Origin of the sequence: Flavobacterium sp. TR2, from assembly GCF_025252405.1 — a bacterium.
Taxonomy (GTDB): Bacteria; Bacteroidota; Bacteroidia; order Flavobacteriales; family Flavobacteriaceae; genus Flavobacterium.
This window is the reverse complement of the sequence record NZ_CP104307.1, coordinates 146,777-165,449: the sequence shown is the minus strand read 5'-3', so window position 1 is coordinate 165,449 and position 18,673 is coordinate 146,777. Positions and strand designations below refer to the sequence as shown.

General features: G+C 35.5%; 20 protein-coding genes and 1 tRNA gene. 7 read left to right on the top strand and 14 right to left on the bottom strand.

All coding sequences use genetic code 11. The annotated features are described in order from the left end of the window. The first annotated feature begins 48 nt into the window (after positions 1-48). The gene (locus N4T20_RS00810; protein ID WP_260671269.1) at positions 49-678 is read left to right on the top strand and encodes an MgtC/SapB family protein; all 630 of its coding nucleotides are present in this window, start codon (positions 49-51) and stop codon (positions 676-678) included. An 11-nt stretch (positions 679-689) separates the two neighbouring features. After that, the gene (locus N4T20_RS00805; protein ID WP_260671268.1) at positions 690-1,214 is read left to right on the top strand and encodes a GNAT family N-acetyltransferase; all 525 of its coding nucleotides are present in this window, start codon (positions 690-692) and stop codon (positions 1,212-1,214) included. Positions 1,215-1,223: 9 nt separating this feature from the next. On the opposite strand, the gene N4T20_RS00800 is transcribed toward N4T20_RS00805, so the two are convergent. After that, a complete protein-coding gene (locus tag N4T20_RS00800; RefSeq protein ID WP_260671267.1) occupies positions 1,224-2,024 on the bottom strand; it encodes an AraC family transcriptional regulator in 801 nt (266 codons plus the stop codon). Positions 2,025-2,091: 67 nt separating this feature from the next. On the opposite strand from N4T20_RS00800, the gene N4T20_RS00795 reads away from it, so the two are divergent. Then, entirely contained in the window at positions 2,092-3,228 is a 1,137-nt protein-coding gene (locus N4T20_RS00795; RefSeq protein WP_260671266.1) for an Atu1372/SO_1960 family protein, read from the top strand. A 75-nt stretch (positions 3,229-3,303) separates the two neighbouring features. Here the strand turns inward: N4T20_RS00795 and N4T20_RS00790 are convergent, their stop codons facing one another. From N4T20_RS00790 to N4T20_RS00770, 5 genes are all read right to left on the bottom strand, one after another. Further along, positions 3,304-4,143, bottom strand: coding sequence for a DUF4249 domain-containing protein (locus N4T20_RS00790; protein ID WP_260671265.1), 840 nt, complete (start codon positions 4,141-4,143; stop codon positions 3,304-3,306). 4 nt (positions 4,144-4,147) lie between these two features. Beyond that, positions 4,148-6,766, bottom strand: a complete 2,619-nt coding sequence (locus N4T20_RS00785) for a TonB-dependent receptor (RefSeq protein WP_260671264.1) — start codon at positions 6,764-6,766, stop codon at positions 4,148-4,150. 101 nt (positions 6,767-6,867) lie between these two features. Next, entirely contained in the window at positions 6,868-7,710 is an 843-nt protein-coding gene (locus N4T20_RS00780; RefSeq protein ID WP_260671263.1) for a FecR family protein, read from the bottom strand. Positions 7,711-7,721: 11 nt separating this feature from the next. Then, entirely contained in the window at positions 7,722-7,931 is a 210-nt protein-coding gene (locus N4T20_RS00775; RefSeq protein WP_260671262.1) for a hypothetical protein, read from the bottom strand. A 46-nt stretch (positions 7,932-7,977) separates the two neighbouring features. Next, on the bottom strand, positions 7,978-8,499 hold the full coding sequence (locus tag N4T20_RS00770; RefSeq protein WP_260671261.1) for an RNA polymerase sigma factor: 522 nt from the start codon (positions 8,497-8,499) through the stop codon (positions 7,978-7,980). 287 nt (positions 8,500-8,786) lie between these two features. Between N4T20_RS00770 and N4T20_RS00765 the strand changes: the two genes are divergently transcribed. After that, complete coding sequence (locus N4T20_RS00765) at positions 8,787-9,359, top strand: hypothetical protein (RefSeq protein WP_260671260.1); 573 nt, start codon at positions 8,787-8,789, stop codon at positions 9,357-9,359. 3 nt (positions 9,360-9,362) lie between these two features. Then, on the top strand, positions 9,363-11,483 hold the full coding sequence (locus tag N4T20_RS00760; protein WP_260671259.1) for a cation:proton antiporter: 2,121 nt from the start codon (positions 9,363-9,365) through the stop codon (positions 11,481-11,483). A 119-nt stretch (positions 11,484-11,602) separates the two neighbouring features. On the opposite strand, the gene N4T20_RS00755 is transcribed toward N4T20_RS00760, so the two are convergent. From N4T20_RS00755 to N4T20_RS00745, 3 genes are all read right to left on the bottom strand, one after another. After that, positions 11,603-11,860: a hypothetical protein gene (locus N4T20_RS00755; protein WP_260671258.1), complete on the bottom strand. Its 258-nt coding sequence runs from the start codon at positions 11,858-11,860 to the stop codon at positions 11,603-11,605. Positions 11,861-11,931: 71 nt separating this feature from the next. Further along, the gene (locus N4T20_RS00750) at positions 11,932-12,342 is read right to left on the bottom strand and encodes an ACT domain-containing protein (RefSeq protein WP_260671257.1); all 411 of its coding nucleotides are present in this window, start codon (positions 12,340-12,342) and stop codon (positions 11,932-11,934) included. 77 nt (positions 12,343-12,419) lie between these two features. Further along, positions 12,420-12,493, bottom strand: a tRNA-Met gene (locus tag N4T20_RS00745). Positions 12,494-12,643: 150 nt separating this feature from the next. On the opposite strand from N4T20_RS00745, the gene N4T20_RS00740 reads away from it, so the two are divergent. Together N4T20_RS00740 and N4T20_RS00735 are read left to right on the top strand one after the other, a co-directional pair. Then, positions 12,644-13,036, top strand: a complete 393-nt coding sequence (locus tag N4T20_RS00740) for an START-like domain-containing protein (protein ID WP_260671256.1) — start codon at positions 12,644-12,646, stop codon at positions 13,034-13,036. Between the two features lie 54 nt (positions 13,037-13,090). Then, complete coding sequence (locus N4T20_RS00735) at positions 13,091-13,927, top strand: aminotransferase class IV (RefSeq protein ID WP_260671255.1); 837 nt, start codon at positions 13,091-13,093, stop codon at positions 13,925-13,927. Here the strand turns inward: N4T20_RS00735 and N4T20_RS00730 are convergent. The 5 genes from N4T20_RS00730 to N4T20_RS00710 all read right to left on the bottom strand — a co-directional run bounded on the left by N4T20_RS00730 (position 13,924) and on the right by N4T20_RS00710 (position 18,507). Beyond that, positions 13,924-14,484, bottom strand: a complete 561-nt coding sequence (locus tag N4T20_RS00730) for a YqgE/AlgH family protein (RefSeq protein WP_129748031.1) — start codon at positions 14,482-14,484, stop codon at positions 13,924-13,926. The genes N4T20_RS00735 and N4T20_RS00730 overlap by 4 nt on opposite strands. Positions 14,485-14,611: 127 nt before the next feature. Next, the gene (locus tag N4T20_RS00725; RefSeq protein WP_008464760.1) at positions 14,612-14,884 is read right to left on the bottom strand and encodes an HU family DNA-binding protein; all 273 of its coding nucleotides are present in this window, start codon (positions 14,882-14,884) and stop codon (positions 14,612-14,614) included. Positions 14,885-15,064: 180 nt separating this feature from the next. Beyond that, positions 15,065-16,012, bottom strand: coding sequence for a methionyl-tRNA formyltransferase (gene fmt / locus N4T20_RS00720; RefSeq protein WP_260671254.1), 948 nt, complete (start codon positions 16,010-16,012; stop codon positions 15,065-15,067). Continuing rightward, positions 16,012-17,907: an ATP-dependent DNA helicase RecQ gene (locus N4T20_RS00715; protein ID WP_260671253.1), complete on the bottom strand. Its 1,896-nt coding sequence runs from the start codon at positions 17,905-17,907 to the stop codon at positions 16,012-16,014. The genes fmt and N4T20_RS00715 overlap by 1 nt, the downstream gene beginning before the upstream one ends. Positions 17,908-17,973: 66 nt before the next feature. Further along, positions 17,974-18,507: an ATP-binding protein gene (locus tag N4T20_RS00710; RefSeq protein WP_260671252.1), complete on the bottom strand. Its 534-nt coding sequence runs from the start codon at positions 18,505-18,507 to the stop codon at positions 17,974-17,976. Positions 18,508-18,673: the final 166 nt, after the last annotated feature.

Sequence of the window (18,673 nt, the reverse complement as noted above, 5' to 3'; positions counted from 1 at the left end):
TTTTATGTTTTTTACTTAATTTTATTTGAGAAAATTAGAAGACTTTAAATGGAATTAGAAATTGTCATAAGATTGCTATTAGCAGCATTTTGGGGAGCTTTAATTGGAGCCGAAAGAGAATACCGGGGAAAAGCGGCCGGCCTTCGAACGACCATAATGATTTCGGTTGGCGCTTGTTTCTTTACATTTATGTCCCAGTGGATTGGTGGAGCTGGAAATCCAGATAGAATAGCCTCTAACATTGTGACCGGCTTAGGGTTTCTTTGCGCTGGAGTAATTTTTAGATCAGATAATAATGTCAGTGGCATTACGACGGCGGCTACGATATGGTCGGTTGCTGCAGTAAGCATGGGAGTAGGAGCAGGATATTATTTTGCATCGGCTTGTGCGGCTGTTATGATTCTTTCAATTCTTACGCTGCTTACATTTCTTCAAGATAAAATAGACTTCATCAATGAACATAAAACGCTCCGGATAACCTTTAAGCGCTCAGATAGCGGTCATGTAAGGTGCAAAGAGCTTTTTTCAACTTACAACGTAAAATCAAAACTGATCACACAGCACCGCAATTTGGATCATATAGTTTTAGAATGGCAGATACACGGTTCTAAAAAGTCTATAGATTCTCTGTACGCAGCGCTTTTGCAGGATCCTGTTTTTGAGGAATTGGTATTATAACAATAAAAACTATGAATTTTAATTTACAGCCCATTTTAGAAAATGACTTTTGCATTTTATCTCCTTTAGAAGAAAAAGATTTTGAAGCTTTGTACAAAGCAGCTTCCGATCCTAAAATTTGGGAACAGCACCCAAATAAAGACCGATGGAAAAAAGAAGTCTTTCAGAATTTTTTTGAAGGAGCCATGAAAAGTGAAGGGGCTTTTAAAATTATTGATAAAGAAACTGGAGAAGTTATAGGAAGCACAAGATTTTACGATTTCAACCCAGAAGACGACAGCATTTTTATCGGTTATACTTTTTACGCGGTTTCACACTGGGGAAAAGGCGTGAATCAAAGTGTAAAAAAGACCATGCTGGATTATCTTTTTCAATATGTTTCAAAAGTGAAATTCCATATTGGTTCAGAGAATATCCGATCGCAAATTGCAATTTCGAGAATAGGTGCCAAGAAAATAGCCGAAGAAGAAGTGGCTTATTTTGGAGAAAAGCCAAAATTGAATTTTGTATATCAAATAAACAAAGAAGATTGGTAACCTAACGAATCATTTTCGAGTTCTAGGTTTCTCTTTAATAACTGAAAAATAAGAAGTGCTAAAAGCCGAAAGACTTTTGTAGCCAACCATAAAAGCAATTTGGGTCAAGGTATATTGATTGGTGTCAAGAAGTTCAATGCTTTTTAGAATACGAATCAACTGCAAATATTTCTGAATGGTAATATTGGTATGCTGCTTAAAAATGCGCTGTAAACTCCGAACCGACATTTGTGCGAGTTTAGCCAGTTCGTCGATATCAAAAGCATATTGATAATTTCTGTTGATTTCGTTGCAAACCGGAATCAAACGATTATCTGCGGGAACTGGAATTTGAAGGGAATTGTTTTCTTTGCAAAACGAAGGCAGACTGATTAAAAGCGCATTTAAAAAGCTGGTTTTTTCTTCATTGTCAATTAATTCTTTGTCCCATTTAGAGGCATACAAAATCATTTCTTTCAAAACAGAAGGTGCTGAAAATACGTGTACATTTTGAAAAAAATCTTTTTCAGGAATCGACTTAAAAAGCATAATCATCAGATTTACTGTTTTAGATTCTGAAGTAATGCGGTGTTCTTTGGCTGAAGGTATCCAGATAACATGATTTTGAGGAACGAGATATACTTTTTCGTCCATGTGAAAATATTGATAACCCTCTTCGACAAAAGTTAGCTGAGAACGATGATGTTTGTGTTTATAATCATCATGTTTCCAATTTGTATCATACCACACATAAGCATTGGTCGTTATGTCGTCGACATAATGGCCTTCGCTTTTTTCAGATAATCCGCATTTTAAACTGGCGTTTTGCATATACTTTTTGGCAAAGTTAATAAAAACGCCATTGCTATTTTTGTGAATCAATATAATTTAAAGTAACATGAGAAAACTGCAGCTTTTTTTAATAGCGATTTTTGCACTGACTAGTATTGTAATTACGGCGCAAAATAAAACGGCAAATGTATTAGTGCTCATTCATTCTGATAATGGAGGAACGTATGAACTGGCGAAAGAAATAGCAAAAGGAATAGAAAGCGAACCGAATGTTCGTGCAGTAATTAAGCAAGTAAAAGCTTCTGCAAATGCAAAACTTAAAGATGTGCCAGTTGCTACAGTTGATGAGCTAAAAACGTATGATGGAATTGCATTTGGCTCTCCCGTTTATTTCGGAAATATTAGTACACCAATGAGTGAATTTCTTTCAAAAACAGTTGATTTATGGACGAATCATGCATTAGAAGGAATGCCTGCAACCGTATTCATGTCGGCAGGAAGCGGGGCTGGAAAAGAATTGGCTTTACAGTCTTTTTGGAATAGCCTTGCCGTGCACGGAATGGTTTTGATTTCAAACGGAATTAGAGGGACAGAAAAAATAGATAAAAAGATTCCGCAAGGAAATTCGGTTTTAGGAACTACGAGCATGGCTTCTTTAAAAGATGTGCCAAGACCAACTAAAGATGAACGCTACTTGGCAGAATTGCAGGGTAAAAACTTTGCAAAAGTTGCATTGGCGCTAAAAGGAACTTTTTCGAAAAAAGAAATCGCAGAAAAGCCGCAAACGCCAATTAATGATGTCTTAAAAGAAAAGAATATCATATTGCCGCAGGTGCCAAAACCAGCAGGAAATTATCAGCCTTATGTACGTGCAGGAAATTTGATATTTATTAATCAGGTCGCTTTAAAAGACGGAAAGATTTTAAATCCCGGAAAATTAGGCGTAAATCTGGATGACCAGCAAGTGAAAGAAGCAACGCAAGCAACAATGCTTAATGTGATTTCGGTATTGAATGAAGCTCTTGATGGAGATTTGAACCGCGTGAAACGATGCGTACAGCTTACGGGAATTTTCAATACCAAAGATGATTACACTAAACACGCAGATTTAATGAATGTAGCTTCCAATTTGACGGTTGAAATATTTGGAGAAAAAGGAAAACACGCCAGAGCCACTTTCGGTGCTTCGTCTATACCCGTGAATTCTTCGGTTGAAATACAAGCCGTTTTTGAAGTGGAATAAAAATAAAAATGCTTTTTAAAAGAAAAACCCTTAGACAGTACTGTTTAAGGGTTTTCTAATTGGTATTGAAAAGATTTATTTCACCAAATACTCAATCTGATCGGCTTCGCAAAGTCTGAAATAGCCAAAAGCAAAATTATTGGCATCAGTAGTATTTACAATGTTTCCTCTAATATTTCCCGGCGGAACAAGAAATGGATTGGCACTTGAAGCTTCTAGAATTAATTTCCAGTAATTGAAGAAGTTTTTAGAAACGCCTCTGTGCGTAATTTTTAATGTGCTGCCCGCTTTCATATCTTCATGAGAATATCTCGTGCTGATTTCGTTTCCATTATAAAACTCATCATTTGTAATTTCGTATTCAGGATAAATCAAGAATGGACCTTGATAATCGGTTACATAAAAATTAACCTCATCTGCTGGATCGTTGTAATAAAAAGTCACTTCGATAACATCTTTTCCTCCAAAATCAGGAACAATTTTCTGTTCGATTTTATTGATTGGAGTAGCAGAAGTAAGTTTTTCGACAGCAGTAAAACTTTGTCCTTCGGCAGTAACAAGTAACTTGTAATCTGCGTTAAGTACAGGAACAAAATTGGTGCATTTGTACACTCCTGCTTCAGTTTCGTTAAACGTAAAAACATCGCCGTTGCTGTTTTCTACTCTCACTTGAGCGCCCGAGACCTTTGGTGTAGAACCGTTGTAATATGGAGCCGTTTTACTTATTTTTATAGTTTGTTCTTTTCCGTCAGTTCCTTTTTTCCAAAGAATTTCGGCATCGATAACCAATTTGGTTTCCCCAGTTTTAAGATCCAGATTGACCACATCCTCGCACGAAGCAAAAGAAAAAACAAAAAGAAGACTTATTAATGCCAGCGCTCTATTCATTATCGTATATTTTTTCAATTTATTCATAGCATTAAAATTTAAAATTATAAGAAACCCCAGGAACAATTCCGAAAATAGAAAGTCTTCTGGTTTCATTTGCGCCTGTATCTTCATTGGTCGTAAAACTCATAGAAGCGGCATTTTTTCTGTTGTAAATATTGTAAAGGCTAAATACCCAATAGCTCTGCCAGCCTTTCTTTTTGTCTGGTTTTGGCGTGTACGTAGCCGCAACATCTAAGTGATGGAAAAGTGGCAATCTGTTTTCATTTCGCAAAGAATAGTTTGGAACATGAATTCCTCCCATTTCATAATAGCCATTCGCATACGTTACCGGCTGGCCAGACTGCAAAGTGAAATTCCCATTAAAAGACCATTTCGGATTCAGTTCATAACTTCCCACAATGCTCAGATTGTGCAATTTGTCATATCCAGACAAATACCAATCGCCGTTTGCAATTCCTGGTTCTTCAGGAGTTCTTCCGGGAGTTTTTTGCTCAGCGCGAGATAAAGTGTACGAAATCCATCCGGTGAAAACGCCCGTGTTTTTTCTGAAAAGCAATTCCATTCCGTAAGATCTGGCTTTTCCGTTTAAAATTACCTGCTCAATATTGTTGTTAGCCAAGATATCAGCGCCGTCAATATAATCAATACGATTTTGAACATTTTTATAAAATAATTCGGTTTCTAAAGAGTAATCTCCGTCTCTGAAATTTCTGAAATAACCCATAGCATACTGATCCAAAAGCTGAGGTTTGGTAAATGGTCCGCTTGGAGTCCAAATGCTCATTGGCAGTGGAGACTGGGTGTTTGATAAAATATGAATGTACTGCGCCATTCGGTTGTAACTCGCTTTTATAGAAGTTTCGTCGTTAAACGCATAAGACAAAGCCGCTCGAGGCTCAAAATTATTAAACTTGCTGATGGTCTTGCCTTTTCCGTACGAAATGCTTCCGTTTGGCGTTCCTTCTTCATAAATTTTATACAGCGGATTATATACTACGGCCTGGCCATTTTCATAAGTATTGATCGTTTCGTCTCCCAAACGATAAAAGGTGCTGTAGCGAAGTCCGTAACGGAAATTCAGTTTTTCGGTAATCTGATTTTCAAAATCAACAAAAGCAGAAGCCTCTAAAGCATATTTTTTATCCAGCTGCATATAATTGAACTGAGAATCTGGAGCAGTCGGCTGTACAACACCTGGATTGAAGTTGTAATACAAACCATCGATGCCATAATTGATTTTGAACTTTTCTGACTGCTGAAAATTCCAATTGTATTTCAAGCCGTAGCTCTGAATGTTGCTGTCCCATTTGAAACTTTCAATAGGTATTTCTAGATTGAATCTGTAATCGCTGTAGAAAGTAGATAAATTGCTGTTTAAACGATCAGAAAATTTATGCTTCCAGCTTAAAATCCCCATGGTGCTTCCGTAAGTGCTTGCAAAACGATCGCTGATGTCGAATATATCATTTCCGAAGTAACCAGAAAAAGACAGCGAGTTTTTAGCATTAAAACGATAATTGAATTTTGTATTCAAATCGTAAAACATGGCAGAGTTTTTATTGTCACTTAGTTTTAGAAATAAATGTGCGTAAGATGCACGTCCAGAAACGATAAACGAACCTTTTTCTTTTTGTAAAGGCCCTTGAACAAGCAAACGACTCGAAATTAGACCGATTCCTCCGTTTACTTTATATTCTTCAAAATCTCCCGTTTGCTGCGTAACATCCAAAACAGAAGAAACACGTCCTCCAAATTTTGACGGAATTCCTCCTTTGTATAAATCTAAACCGTTTACGATATCAGCATTAAAAATAGAAAAGAATCCAAACATATGAGAGTCTGCGTACACAGGAGCGCCATCCAAAAGAATCAAATTCTGGTCGGCAGCACCTCCGCGTACATTAAAACCTGAAGAAGCTTCTCCTGCATTGGTAACTCCCGGCAAAGTTAAAATTGATTTTAACGGATCTGGCTCTCCCATGGCAACAGGAATTCTTTTGATTTCCTGCATTGTAAGCTTGTTAACACTCATTTGAGTGGTTTTAATGTCAACCGCTTTACTGTTCATTACAATAACTTCTCCCAATTGCTGACTGTCAGAATCTATGTTGAAGTTGGTTTTAGTGTCGTCTGAAATCGAAACCCGTTTTTCTTCATTTTTAAAACCAACATAGCTCACCTGTACGGTATAAGTTCCGTTTGGCAGATCAATGCTGTATTTTCCGTTAGCGTCTGTTACAACTCCCGTTTCCAGTTCTTTAATAAAAATATTGGCACCAATTACAGGCTGCCTTTCATCATCATAAACGTGGCCGGTCAGCTTGCTTTTTTTTTTGGCTGGCTTCTGGTTTTGAACTTTCTGCTTTACAAAAATATTGTTGCCGACGATCGAAAACTGTACAGTCGAAGTTTGATTTAATTCTGTAATAAGCTTGCTGATTTCGACATTTTTGTAGGTATTTTTCTGTGTAAAATACTTTTTACTGGTGTCGATCTGGTCTGTAAAAGCAAATTTAAAATCGGTTTGACTTTCAATCTGTTTGAAGAATTCTTTTAAAGTTACATTTTGATCTACAGTTACCGTGACGCTCTGGGCAGACATACTTAAACTGAATAAAAAAAAGCACGCTGAAATTATATGCTTCATGAAATTTTGTATTTTTGAATATTATTAAATGGATAACTTAATGTTATCTTGAACATTAGGAGGATGTGTAGTTTCGCGGCTTGCATCCTTTTTTGTTTTTTTTATTGAAAAGTGATCTGTCTTAAATCTTCATTTATTTCAAAGTTTAGGTTATACATTTCGGATAGTAATTGTAAAATTGTTTTTAAATCTTCTCTTTTATTGATTCGGATAGTGATTTTCTGATCGAGATTTTCTTTTGGAATATTGACTTTGTAGCCATAGTTTTCCTCAATATAACGACTGATAACAGATAGTGTTTCGTTGTCAAAATCTACAAATCGGCTAAACTCTGTTACCGAAACAGTTTGATTTCCGTATGTGAATTTATCGCCTGGTTTCAAAATCCATTTTTGGCTTTGGCCTTTTACATTCATCTGAACGCTTCCCTCAAAAAGTTCAACAGTCACGTGTTCGTTTTCAGATTCTTTAACCGTAAAAGAAGTTCCTAAAACAGTCGTGGTTGTTTCGTCGCAAAAAACCTGAAAAGGATGCTGTTTGTCTTTTTTTACATTAAAATAGGCCTCGCCTTCAATTTCTATTTTTCTGTTTAAAGCAAAATTGGCTCCATAAGAAATTTTAGAGTTTGGACTCAATTCTATTTTTGAACTGTCTGGTAAAACGACATATTTTATTTTCGCTGTCAGGTTTTCAATTACAGTCTCCGCAACCACAGCATTTTCATTGGTAGATTCGCTGCTGAAATAAAATCCAGTTCCAATAAGTGCAAAAAGTAAAACCGAAGCCGCAGCATAAAGATGCCAAGGCCTAAACTTTCTTTTCTTCTCAGAAAAAGTTTTGGCATGAAATTGTTCCCACGAGGCTTCTTTGTCGCTATCAGAATGAGAAAGGGGAGACTCTTCCCATAACTTTTTAAATTCCTCGTCAAATTTCTTTTTATCCATCTTTTTAGATTTTAAATGATTTGACAATGAAAACCTTGTTTGGTGAAGACACCGTAAACCATTTCTTTAATGTCTCGGTTGGTTTCGATTTTGAGGATGTTTTCGCGTCCCTGGCGATCAAAATTTATGATACAATCAGAAATGATAAACTGTAAATGAGCCACAAGCAAGCTTGCCTCTTTCTTTGTTTTAACATTAGTTTTATACGCTTCGATATGCATTTTTAGTTCTTGTTTTTTAGTATAACAAACGAGAACTAAAAAGTTCCTAATGGTTTTCGATTTTTTTTCGAATAAATTTACTGGCGAGATAAATATGATTGGCAATGGTCTTTTCAGAAAGATCCGTTAATTCTGCAATCTCCTTATAGCTAAGGTTTTCCAGTTTGTGTAAAGTAAATATTTTTTGCTGCTGTTCTGGAAGCTGATTAATGAAATTTTGAAGTTTTTCTTGTCTTTCTTCAAAAATTCCTGAGTCAGTGTCCTCATCCAACATTTCAACTTGAGAAGGATCAAGCTGTACTATTTTGTTTTCTCTGTTAACATGATTGATGATAATGTTCTTGCAGATAACAAACAGCTGTTTGTCGAACAAAACCTCCTCGTTAAGCAGTTCTCTTTTATTGTAAAGTCTTATGAAAGTTTCCTGTACAAAATCTTCGGGAGCAAATACAGAAGAATTGAATCGCTTGGCAATATTTATCAGTTTGTCATAATAGCTGAAGTAAACTTCCTTAAAAGCCGCTTCATTACCTTTTTTTAAACTTATAATAAATTTTTTATTGTCCATAACGAAAATATCGTGACTAGCTTCCTAGTCTAAACTCATTGGTTTCAATATTATTGTATTCTGAAATTGAGTAAATCGTAATCAAAAATGTAATAAGTTACAAAGAACCGTAATTTATTTAAGATTGGACGCTTTTGTGTAATAAATGTTACAATTCTTACGCTTCTTTTTTTATTTTTAAAAGCAGATTGGCAAACCAGATGCTTCTTAACATTGGTATTTTTGGCGGTATTGCAGTGCTAAACCAATTTTTATCCTTAAATTGTTGGTTACAAAATTTAACTCCTATGACGCTGCAAAGACTTTTAGTTTTAACCCTTATTCCTCTCTTAATTTCATGCACTAATAAAAAAGAGCAAGAACTTGCAGAAAGAGAAAACGCGCTTCTGGAACGCGAACAGAAATTTGCCGACAAAGAAGCCGAATATGAATTATTGTTGAAGATGAAAGACAGTCTTCAATTGGCTGTCCAGATAAAAGATACCGTGCCTAAAATACAAGTATGGCCAGATAGTCTAAAGATTAAATGGAACAGTAAAATGATTTGCAGAGAATCTAATTGCACCAATTATGTTATTGGAGACCAGCGCACAGAAGTCTGGGATTTTGCGTCAGATTCTACAGGAATGTATGCCAATGTATTAAGCAATAAAGAGATTAAAAGAGTTTTTAGAGGCCAGTACTTGGCCAATAAAATAGTGCTTGATTCTGCCAAAGAAAGTTCTGCTAAAAGCAATATTAAAATTAAGGTCGTATTGGATGATATTAAAAAGAATGTCATTAGAGGGACGCAGACAATAACAGGACAAGACAATTGTACCGCAAAATTTTCAGTAGAACTTACGCCATCTAAAAAATAATTTATGTTTTTGAGTATACATCATATAACTCTCCCGATAGAAGACCCGCTTTTAAAATTTCTTATCGAAATTGTCATCATATTGTGCATTCCTCTTTTGTTGAATAAAATTAAAGTGCCGCATTTGTTAGGGCTTATCATTGCAGGAGCTGTTGTTGGCCCTAACGGTTTTGGAGTGCTTTCAAGAGACAGCAGTGTTGTGGTCACTGGCACAACAGGATTGCTGTATATTATGTTTTTGGCTGGATTGGAAATTGATATGGCCGATTTCAAAAAAAATAAGTGGAAGAGCATCACCTTTTCTCTTTATACTTTTGCTGTCCCTTTTGTTTTGGGGCTTGTTGGCGGTTACTATATTTTAGGTTTTTCGTTATTGACTTCGGTGCTTTTTGCCAGTCTGTTTTCGTCGCATACTTTAATTGTATATCCCATGATCAGCAGTCTGGGAATTGCTAAAAATCTTGCGGTAAATGTAACCGTGGGCGGAACCATGATTACAGATGTTCTTTCTCTTCTTGTTTTGGCTGTTGTAGTCGGAATGTCGCAGGGGGAAGTGGGAACAGCATTTTGGCTGAAGTTATCCATTTCGATGGTTCTTTTTGCTTTAATTGTCCTGCTGGTTTTTCCAATAATTGCCCGCTGGTTTTTTAAGAAAGTAGAAGATAAAATTTCGCAGTATCTTTTTGTTATTGTTATGATTTACCTCGCTGCGCTTCTGGCAGAACTTGCAGGAATAGAATCTATTATCGGAGCATTTTTTGCTGGATTGGCATTAAACCGATTAATTCCGCATACCTCATCGCTAATGAATAGGGTAGAGTTTGTGGGGAATGCCATTTTTATTCCTTTTTTCTTAATAAGCGTTGGAATGCTTATTGATTTTAGCGCTTTTATACAAAGTTGGGAAACCTTGTGGGTGGCTTTAATTATGATGATTGCCTCAATTGGAGGAAAATATTTTGCAGCAATCTTAACTCAGAAAACATTTAAACTTACCAATGATGAAGGCAAACTGATTTTCGGAATGAGTTCGGCTTCTGCAGCAGCCACTTTGGCCTCTGTTATGGTTGGATACAATATCATTATTGGAGAAAATGATGCAGGCGAACCCATAAGGCTTTTGAACGACCATGTTTTAAATGGCAGCATACTTCTGATACTGGTTTCATGTACTGTTTCTTCATTCGTTTCTATGGCGAGCGCCCAGCGAATAGCAGATGTAGACAAAGACAATAAGGTATCGGGGAATAGTGAAGAAAAAGAAAATATTCTTTTGGCGCTTAACCATGAAGATACCGTAGAAAAAATGGTAAATCTGGGGCTTATGGTAAAAACATCGACCAATACAGATCGTATTTTTGCTGTAAATGTTATTAATGAAGAAGAAAATGAATCGTCGGTAAAAAATGCAGAAAAAATTCTGGAAGCAGCTGTTAAAGCAGCTTCCGCGGCAGATGTCAAACTGAATCCGATTACGCGCCATGATAATGATACAGCCAGCGGAATCAGTAATGTTATTAAAGAAAAAGAAATTACCGACCTCATTGTAGGATTGCAGGGCAGAAAAGGCTTTTCGGCTTCTTTTGTGTACAATTTGTACAACGGCTACCTTCGAAATAAAAACATAAATCTGATGGTTTATCATGCAGTCCAGCCTGTATCGACAATCAAAAAATATGCTGTGCTCATACCTGAAAATGCAGAAATGGATGCTGGTTTTTTTCATTCGATGTTAAGAATCTGGAACATAGGGCGCAATTCGGGTGCAAAAATGAGTTTCTACGGAAAAGACAAAACCATGCAGATTTTGAATAGAATTGTAAAGAAAGCATCAATAGAAGCTACATTCAACACAATTGGTTCTTGGCAGGAAGCCCAAGAAATTGCTTTTGATTTAGGAGAAGACGTCGGATTAATACTTATGATGGCTGATAAAGGAATGCATTCCTATGTTCCGCGTATGCAGGATGTGCCAGATCTTCTTAATAACAGAGTGAGCAATAAAAACTATATTCTCATTTATCCTTTTACCAAAACAGAAGTAAACACTACAGAGAAAAGAGCCGTCAGCAGTCACGACGATTTTGTAGAGATTGGTAAAGTCATTCGAAATATTTTTAAATAAAAACAAAACCCTTAAACAGAAATGCGTTTAAGGGTTTTGTTTTTTATATCGATAAGCTGATAAAAAGTATTGCCGATGATCTGCTTTATCTTTTAAAGCATTATATTCTCTTTGAAATATTATTCATTTTTCTGCTCCAAATCTGCTGCAGAAATTTGATCTAAAATATTAGTCTGATTCGGAGAAATGTAATTTTTGTTTTCAGTAACCTGCTCTTTCTTGAAAAGCAAATCTAATGCATTGTACAATTTTAATAAAACATCTTTGTCTTCTTTAGCAATATCCAAGGCAGTGTTGAAATTAAAAACATAATTATTAGAATTACGTACTTCTACTTTGATTGTTTTAGATGTGATCTTAAATTTTACTATGTCCATATGTTATCAAATTACCTTTGCAAAATAACTATTTTAATGGCAGTTATTGCGGTTATTTTTTGATTTTTTAATTACAAAGAATTTTTGCTGTCTTGTTTTAACTTCAACAGTACATCCATTGCCCTTAGAGCATCGCTTTCATCGACAAATATATGGTCGTGTAAATAGGCGGCAACGACATTGCAGCTAATATTAGCATTGCCCAAAGCCTGAGAAAAAGCAGCAGTCAAACCTACCGCGGCCAAAGAAGAATGAACTTCTAAGGTTATCCAAGAAGCAACGTAGGAAAAACTAAGATTAAGCTCTTCTGCGAAACGCTTTTCTAATACTACAGTAATTCCTTCCTTTTCTTTAAATAAAAACAAAATTTTTGAAAAAGGAATGTGATCTATAGAATCCACTTTTGTGAAAACATATTTTCCGTCATTCAAAACAGGATTAAGATTCTCTAAAATAGTATTCAAATTTGTTTCGCCTTCCATAAAATTAGGATAGATTTTTTATTTAAAAAATAATAAAAAACCCTTAAACATTTCTGTTTAAGGGTTTTATCTTCTTGTAGCGAGGACGGGAGTTGAACCCGTGACCTCAGGGTTATGAATCCTGCGCTCTAACCAACTGAGCTACCTCGCCTGGACTGCTATCATGAATTCCTGATTGCGGGTGCAAAGATAGAAATAATATTAAAGCACGCAAGCATAAAATGAAGAAAAAAAAATATTTTTAAAAATGCATTGTTTTTGGACATATATTCTTATATTTCGAAAAAAATTAAAGTAGCACATGGATTCAAAAATACGTTACGAAATCGAGTTTCCGATTAATTCTTCGCCACAATTATTGTATCAATATATATCAACGCCGTCAGGTTTACAAGAATGGTTTGCTGACAACGTTAATTCAAGAGGTGAATTTTTTACTTTTATCTGGAATGATTCGCAGGAAAGAGCACGTTTGGCTTCAAAAAAATCAGGAGAAAAAGTAAAGTTCAAATGGGTTGATGACAGCAGTAAGGATACTGAGTATTTTTTCGAACTCCATATTTTAGTTGATGAATTGACTAAAGATGTATCGCTTATGGTGGTAGATTTTGCTGATAAAGAAGAAATTGGCGAAGCTAAACAATTATGGGAGAACCAAATCTCAGATCTAAAACATCTTATCGGATCTGTTTAGCAAAAGTCTATTTTATACCTTATATTTGCCCTGAACAAAATTCAGGGTTTTTTTATGATTAATTTTAACGGAAACATAGCGCAAGAAGATACTATTTTAACTCAAAACCGCGCTTTTTTATACGGAGACGGTATCTTTGAAACAGTAAAAATTATTAACGGAAAAATCTTGTTTCTTGAGGATCATTATTTTCGGCTAATGGCTTCTATGCGAGTAGTGAGAATGATGATTCCGATGAATTTTACAATGGAATATTTTGAAGATCAGATTCTTGCTTTGGTAAACGAACAAGGAATTGCCAATTCTGCACGAGCAAGGATTACCGTTTTTAGAAATGATGGCGGACTCTATCTTCCAAAAACAAACGATATCTCATTCTTAATCAAAGCAACTCCGCTTGAAAATACATTCTACAGCATAAATTCAAACGAATACGAAGTAGATTTGTATAAAGACTTCTATGTTACAAAACAATTATTATCGTCTCTTAAAACGACTAATAAGATGATCAATATTACAGGAAGCATTTATGCGCATGAAAATGACCTTGCCAACTGTATTTTGCTGAATGACAGTAAAAATGTTGTAGAAGCGCTTCAGGGCAATATTTTTATGGTAACAGGCAAAAAGCTTATTACACCTCCAGTTTCAGAAGGTGCTTTAAACGGTATTATGCGTAAACAGATTTTAGCGCTGGCTAAAAAAGTAGACGGGATAGAAGTGTTAGAAGAAGTAATTTCGCCGTTTGACCTTCAAAAAGCAGACGAAATATTTCTAACTAACGTAATCATGGGAATACAGCCGATAACTAAATATCGAAAAAAGGAGTTTACAGCTAATCTGGCTCATTTACTAGTGCAGAAACTAAATGAATCCATTTCTGAAAATTAATTCAGATATGGATTTTCGGGTGCATTAGACCAAATAAGATAATCGCCGCCAAGCTCTATAATCTGCTCTTTCCAAAAGTGAGTAGTAGATTTGCCGATAATTTTATTTTTGTAATTATTATCAGCAATAATCCAAGAGTTTCCTTGCATCTCATTCTCAAGCTGATTTTCTTCCCAACCGGTATACCCTAAGAAAAAACGAATATTGTTTTTGCTTATAGATCCGTTGTTTATTAGATCCTTAGTGGACTCAAAATCGCCTCCCCAATAAATTCCATTTGAAATCTCAACACTATTTGGGATTAAATCTGGAATATTGTGAATAAAATAAAGGTTGTCTTGTTCTACAGGGCCGCCGTTATATATCTTAAAGTTAGCATCAATCTCGGGAATCAAGTCATTAATAGTATATTTTAATGGCTTGTTAATTATAAAACCTATTGATCCTTCTTTGTTATGGTCTGCTAATAAAATTACCGATCTGTTAAAAGATAAATCTCCAATTATTGAAGGCTCGGCAATAAGCAGGTGTCCTTTTTTTAATTTTTCTGAAATCATACGGTTACAATTTTTATTAAATTTAATCATAAAAAAATTAAAATCACAAAAAAAATCGTTAAACCGCATAAAAAAACCTTCCAGAAGGAAGGTTTTAATTATATTATAAGTTTAGAGAACTTTCTTATTAGTTCACTGCACCTTCTAATTCAGCACCAGCTTTAAATTTTACAACGTTCTTAGCTGCGATTTTGATAGTTTTTCCTGTTTGAGGGTTTCTACCGTCTCTAGCAGCTCTTGAAGATACTGACCATGATCCGAAACCTACTAATGAAACTCTTCCTCCTTTTTTCAAAGTAGTTCCTACATTACCTAAAAAAGACTCTAAAGCTAATTTCGCCGCAGCTTTTGTAATTCCTGCATCAGCAGCGATAGCATCGATTAATTCTGATTTGTTCATAATAATTAGTTATTAATTGTTGGTTAAAAAAAATTGTTAATACACAAATTTAGTAGGAAATCCGTTGCGTGCAAGTGTTTTCTTTGTTTTTAGCAAAAATTGTTAATAACTTGCTTTTTTTGTTCATAAAGGGTGTTGTTTGTCGATAAAAAATAGGTACAAACCCCTGTTTTACTGACTTTAATACACTTTTGCAACGTCAGAAAAACTTACCCCATTTAATATTTCGGAGGCAAGCATTCTCTTTTTTCCTGGAAATTGTAGACTTAATAACTGAATAAATCCATCTTTTATTGCAATCTTGATTTCTTTTTTACTGCTAATTAGCCTTCCAATCTCATAAGGATGTGATTCTGAGATTAGTTTTGCCTCATAAATTTTAATATTAAGCTCTTCGTTTTGGTCTTTTAAATAACACCAAGAAGCAGGATAAGGGCTCAAGCCGCGAATTAAATTGTTGATTTCTGCTCCAGATTTTGTCCAGTCAATTTTACAGTTTTCTTTATTTAGTTTGTAAGCCGTTTTGATATCGTCGTTATCTTCCTGAATTGTAGTCTCAACATTTCCATTTTCAATAACCTTTAAAGTGTCAATTACGGTTGTGCTTCCTAGGTGCATCAAGCGATCGTGCAATTGTCCGGCAGTTTCCTCTGGCTCAATGTCAATTGCAGAATTTAAAATCATTGCACCCGTATCAATTTTATCATCAATGAAGAATGTTGTAACGCCTGTTTTGGTTTCTCCGTTGATAATTGCCCAGTTAATAGGAGCTGCTCCGCGATAATTTGGAAGCAATGATGCATGAAGATTGAAAGTTCCGAGACTTGGCATTTCCCAAACCACTTTTGGAAGCATTCTAAAAGCAACTACAATTTGTAAATTAGCATTTAGCGCCTTTAATTCGGCTAAGAAATTTTCGTCTTTCAAATTGGTAGGCTGCAATAAAGTAAGATTGTTGGCAAGCGCATATTCTTTTACGGCCGAATATTTTATTTTTTGCCCGCGTCCAGCTGGTTTATCTGCAGCAGTAATTACGCCAACAACTTCATAGTTATTTTTAATAATGGTGTCCAAAATGCCAACCGCAAATTCTGGCGTTCCCATAAATATAATTCTCAATTTCTCCATTATGATTTTAAAGTGTATTTATTATTCGCTTGTATGATGATGTGATTGTTTTCGAGCAATTCTTGAAGAACCGATAAAATGTCTTTGGCGTCCATTTTTATCTGGTTTTCAATTTCTCTCGAAGTCAACGAAGCTGTTCTGAGTAAAGAAAGGATCTTGTCTGCAATAGAATCGGCTTCGGTAATTTTTCCTTTTTGCGTAATGCAGTAAGAACAAATGCCGCAGTTTTCTGTTGTTTCTTCTCCAAAATAATTCAAAACCAATCTGTTTTTGCAGGTTTTGGTGTCCTTTATATAATGAAGAACAGATAAAAGCTGTTCTTTTTTAACTTCATTTTGCTTTTCTAAATATTTTGAGACTCTATTTATTGTCAGGTCGTCTTCTCGAACTTCATTAAATAGTACAGTGGCATCATTATTTTTAGACTTATATTCAATGATTTCTTTTTCTTTTAGTTTTTCCAAAACAGCAATGACCTGCTCTTCAGATCGGTTTGATTTTTTCGCAATTAATCCCAGATTCAAATTAGATTTTACATCATAAACGCCGGGATAAGTTCTTAAAATCGCCAGAATAATTTCTTCGTCGCTTGGGTTCAAGCTCATGTATCGAATCACTTCTTTAGATTCAATTAAAAACTGAATGCTGATTTTCTCTGAGAATTCTTGGGACATCGTGATAATTCCCTGCTGATTCAAAAACTGTAAAGCGTTGTACGTTTTAAGAGTAGGGAACTCGTATTTGTTGCAGAAATGATTCAGTTTGAATGAAAAAGATTCGTCTAAACCTTCTCCGTAAGCAATCTGAAAGTAATTGCAGAGTTTAATGTACATCGTTTTCAGAAACTTTTTGTCTGGAAGAATGTTTAAAAACTGCTGCTCAGTCTGTATAGAATCTGAATTATTATACAAAAGAACCGAAAAAGCTTTAGCGCCATTTCGTCCTGCGCGTCCTGATTCCTGATAGTAATTTTCTAGATTTTCTGGAAGCTGCGTGTGAATTACGGTTTTAACGTTGTCTTTGTCAATTCCCATTCCGAAAGCATTTGTAGCCACTATAACTTGCGCCTGCTCTGACATCCACAACTGCATATTTTTGTCTTTTTCTTTTGACGAAAGTCCCCCGTGATAATACGTTGCCGTAAAACCAAGCGACTGCAATTGCGAAGACATATTCAAGCACGCCTTGCGATTTCGCACATATATAATAGACGGCTGCGGATTTTTCTTGAGAATCTGTTCGGTGCGGTACAATTTATCTTCGACTTCAAAAACCATGTAAGCGATATTTTTTCGCTCAAACGACTGCTGAAAGTGATTTGGATTTTTTAATTCTAATTGCGTTCTGATATCTTCAATAACTCTCGGAGTAGCCGTTGCTGTTAAAGCCAAAAACGGAATTTTAGGAAAGTATTTTTTTAGTTCTGCAATTTTAAGATAGGCAGGTCTAAAATCATGTCCCCACTGCGAAACGCAATGCGCCTCATCAATAGCAATTAAATTGATGGGCAAGTTTTTAATGCGCTCCAGAATCCAGTCCGATTGCAGTCTTTCGGGAGAAAGATATAAGAATTTGTAATTCCCGTATTGGCAATTGTCAAGAAGGTCAATCAATTCCTCAGTATGGATGCCGCCAGTAAGAGCAATCGCCTTAATATCTCTTTTCTGCAGATTCATCACTTGATCCTTCATTAAAGCAATCAGTGGTGAAATAACTAGGCAGATGCCTTCCCGCATCATGGCAGGAACCTGAAAACAAATAGATTTTCCGCCACCAGTCGGAAGTACGGCAAAAGTGTCCTGTCCATCAAGAACAGAATCTATAATTTCTTTTTGCAGCGGTCTAAAACTGTCGTGTTTCCAGTATTTTAGAAGAATATCCTGCGCTCCAAGCATGGCGTAAGTTTTAAAGTTAAAAATTTAGAAAACAGTTTCTAGTTTTTGCAACTTTAAACCATACTGCTAAATTTTGTCTAAGATATAAAGAATTCTGTTTTCAACCGTATCTTTTGGAACCTCAATCAGTTCGTAACCATATTTTTTATAGGTTTCCACAAGATGGTTTTGAATTTTAACTGCTTGATCGAAATTTTCGTAACGCTCTGCATCGCTTTGGTAAATTTCTTCCCATGGCGGCAGAATAAAAGTTTTAGAATATTTATAGTCTTCGCAAGCCTTAATAAAACTTTCCGGATATTCATCGCCAATGTAATCCATATAGGCTACAACATCTGGAATTCCGCGATCAATAAAAACCACATTATCAGGTTCTTCAAGAGCATTTTTGTATTGTTCAATACGACCTTCCAATAACATTTCGCTAAACAAAAGCGGCTGTTCCAGAAACAACTGTTCAATGCCTTCCTGCTGCGCTTTCATGGTAACCTGTCTAGAGATTTCAGGGTAGCAGCAAAAGCCACGAGCTACCAATTCGTTAATAAGTGTTGATTTTCCAGTACCAGGTCCGCCAAGCAAGACTATAATTTCTTTTTGCACTATTCTAAAAATAAAGCGCAAATTTACCTAAACTTATTTATAATTAAAAAGAATATTTATCAGAAACGAAAGATTTGATATTTTACTAAACAAAAGTTGCTGATTGAGGAAGGAAAATGGTTTTGTTTTAGCAAAGTGAAAAGTCCCGTGAGGGACGACATATTTA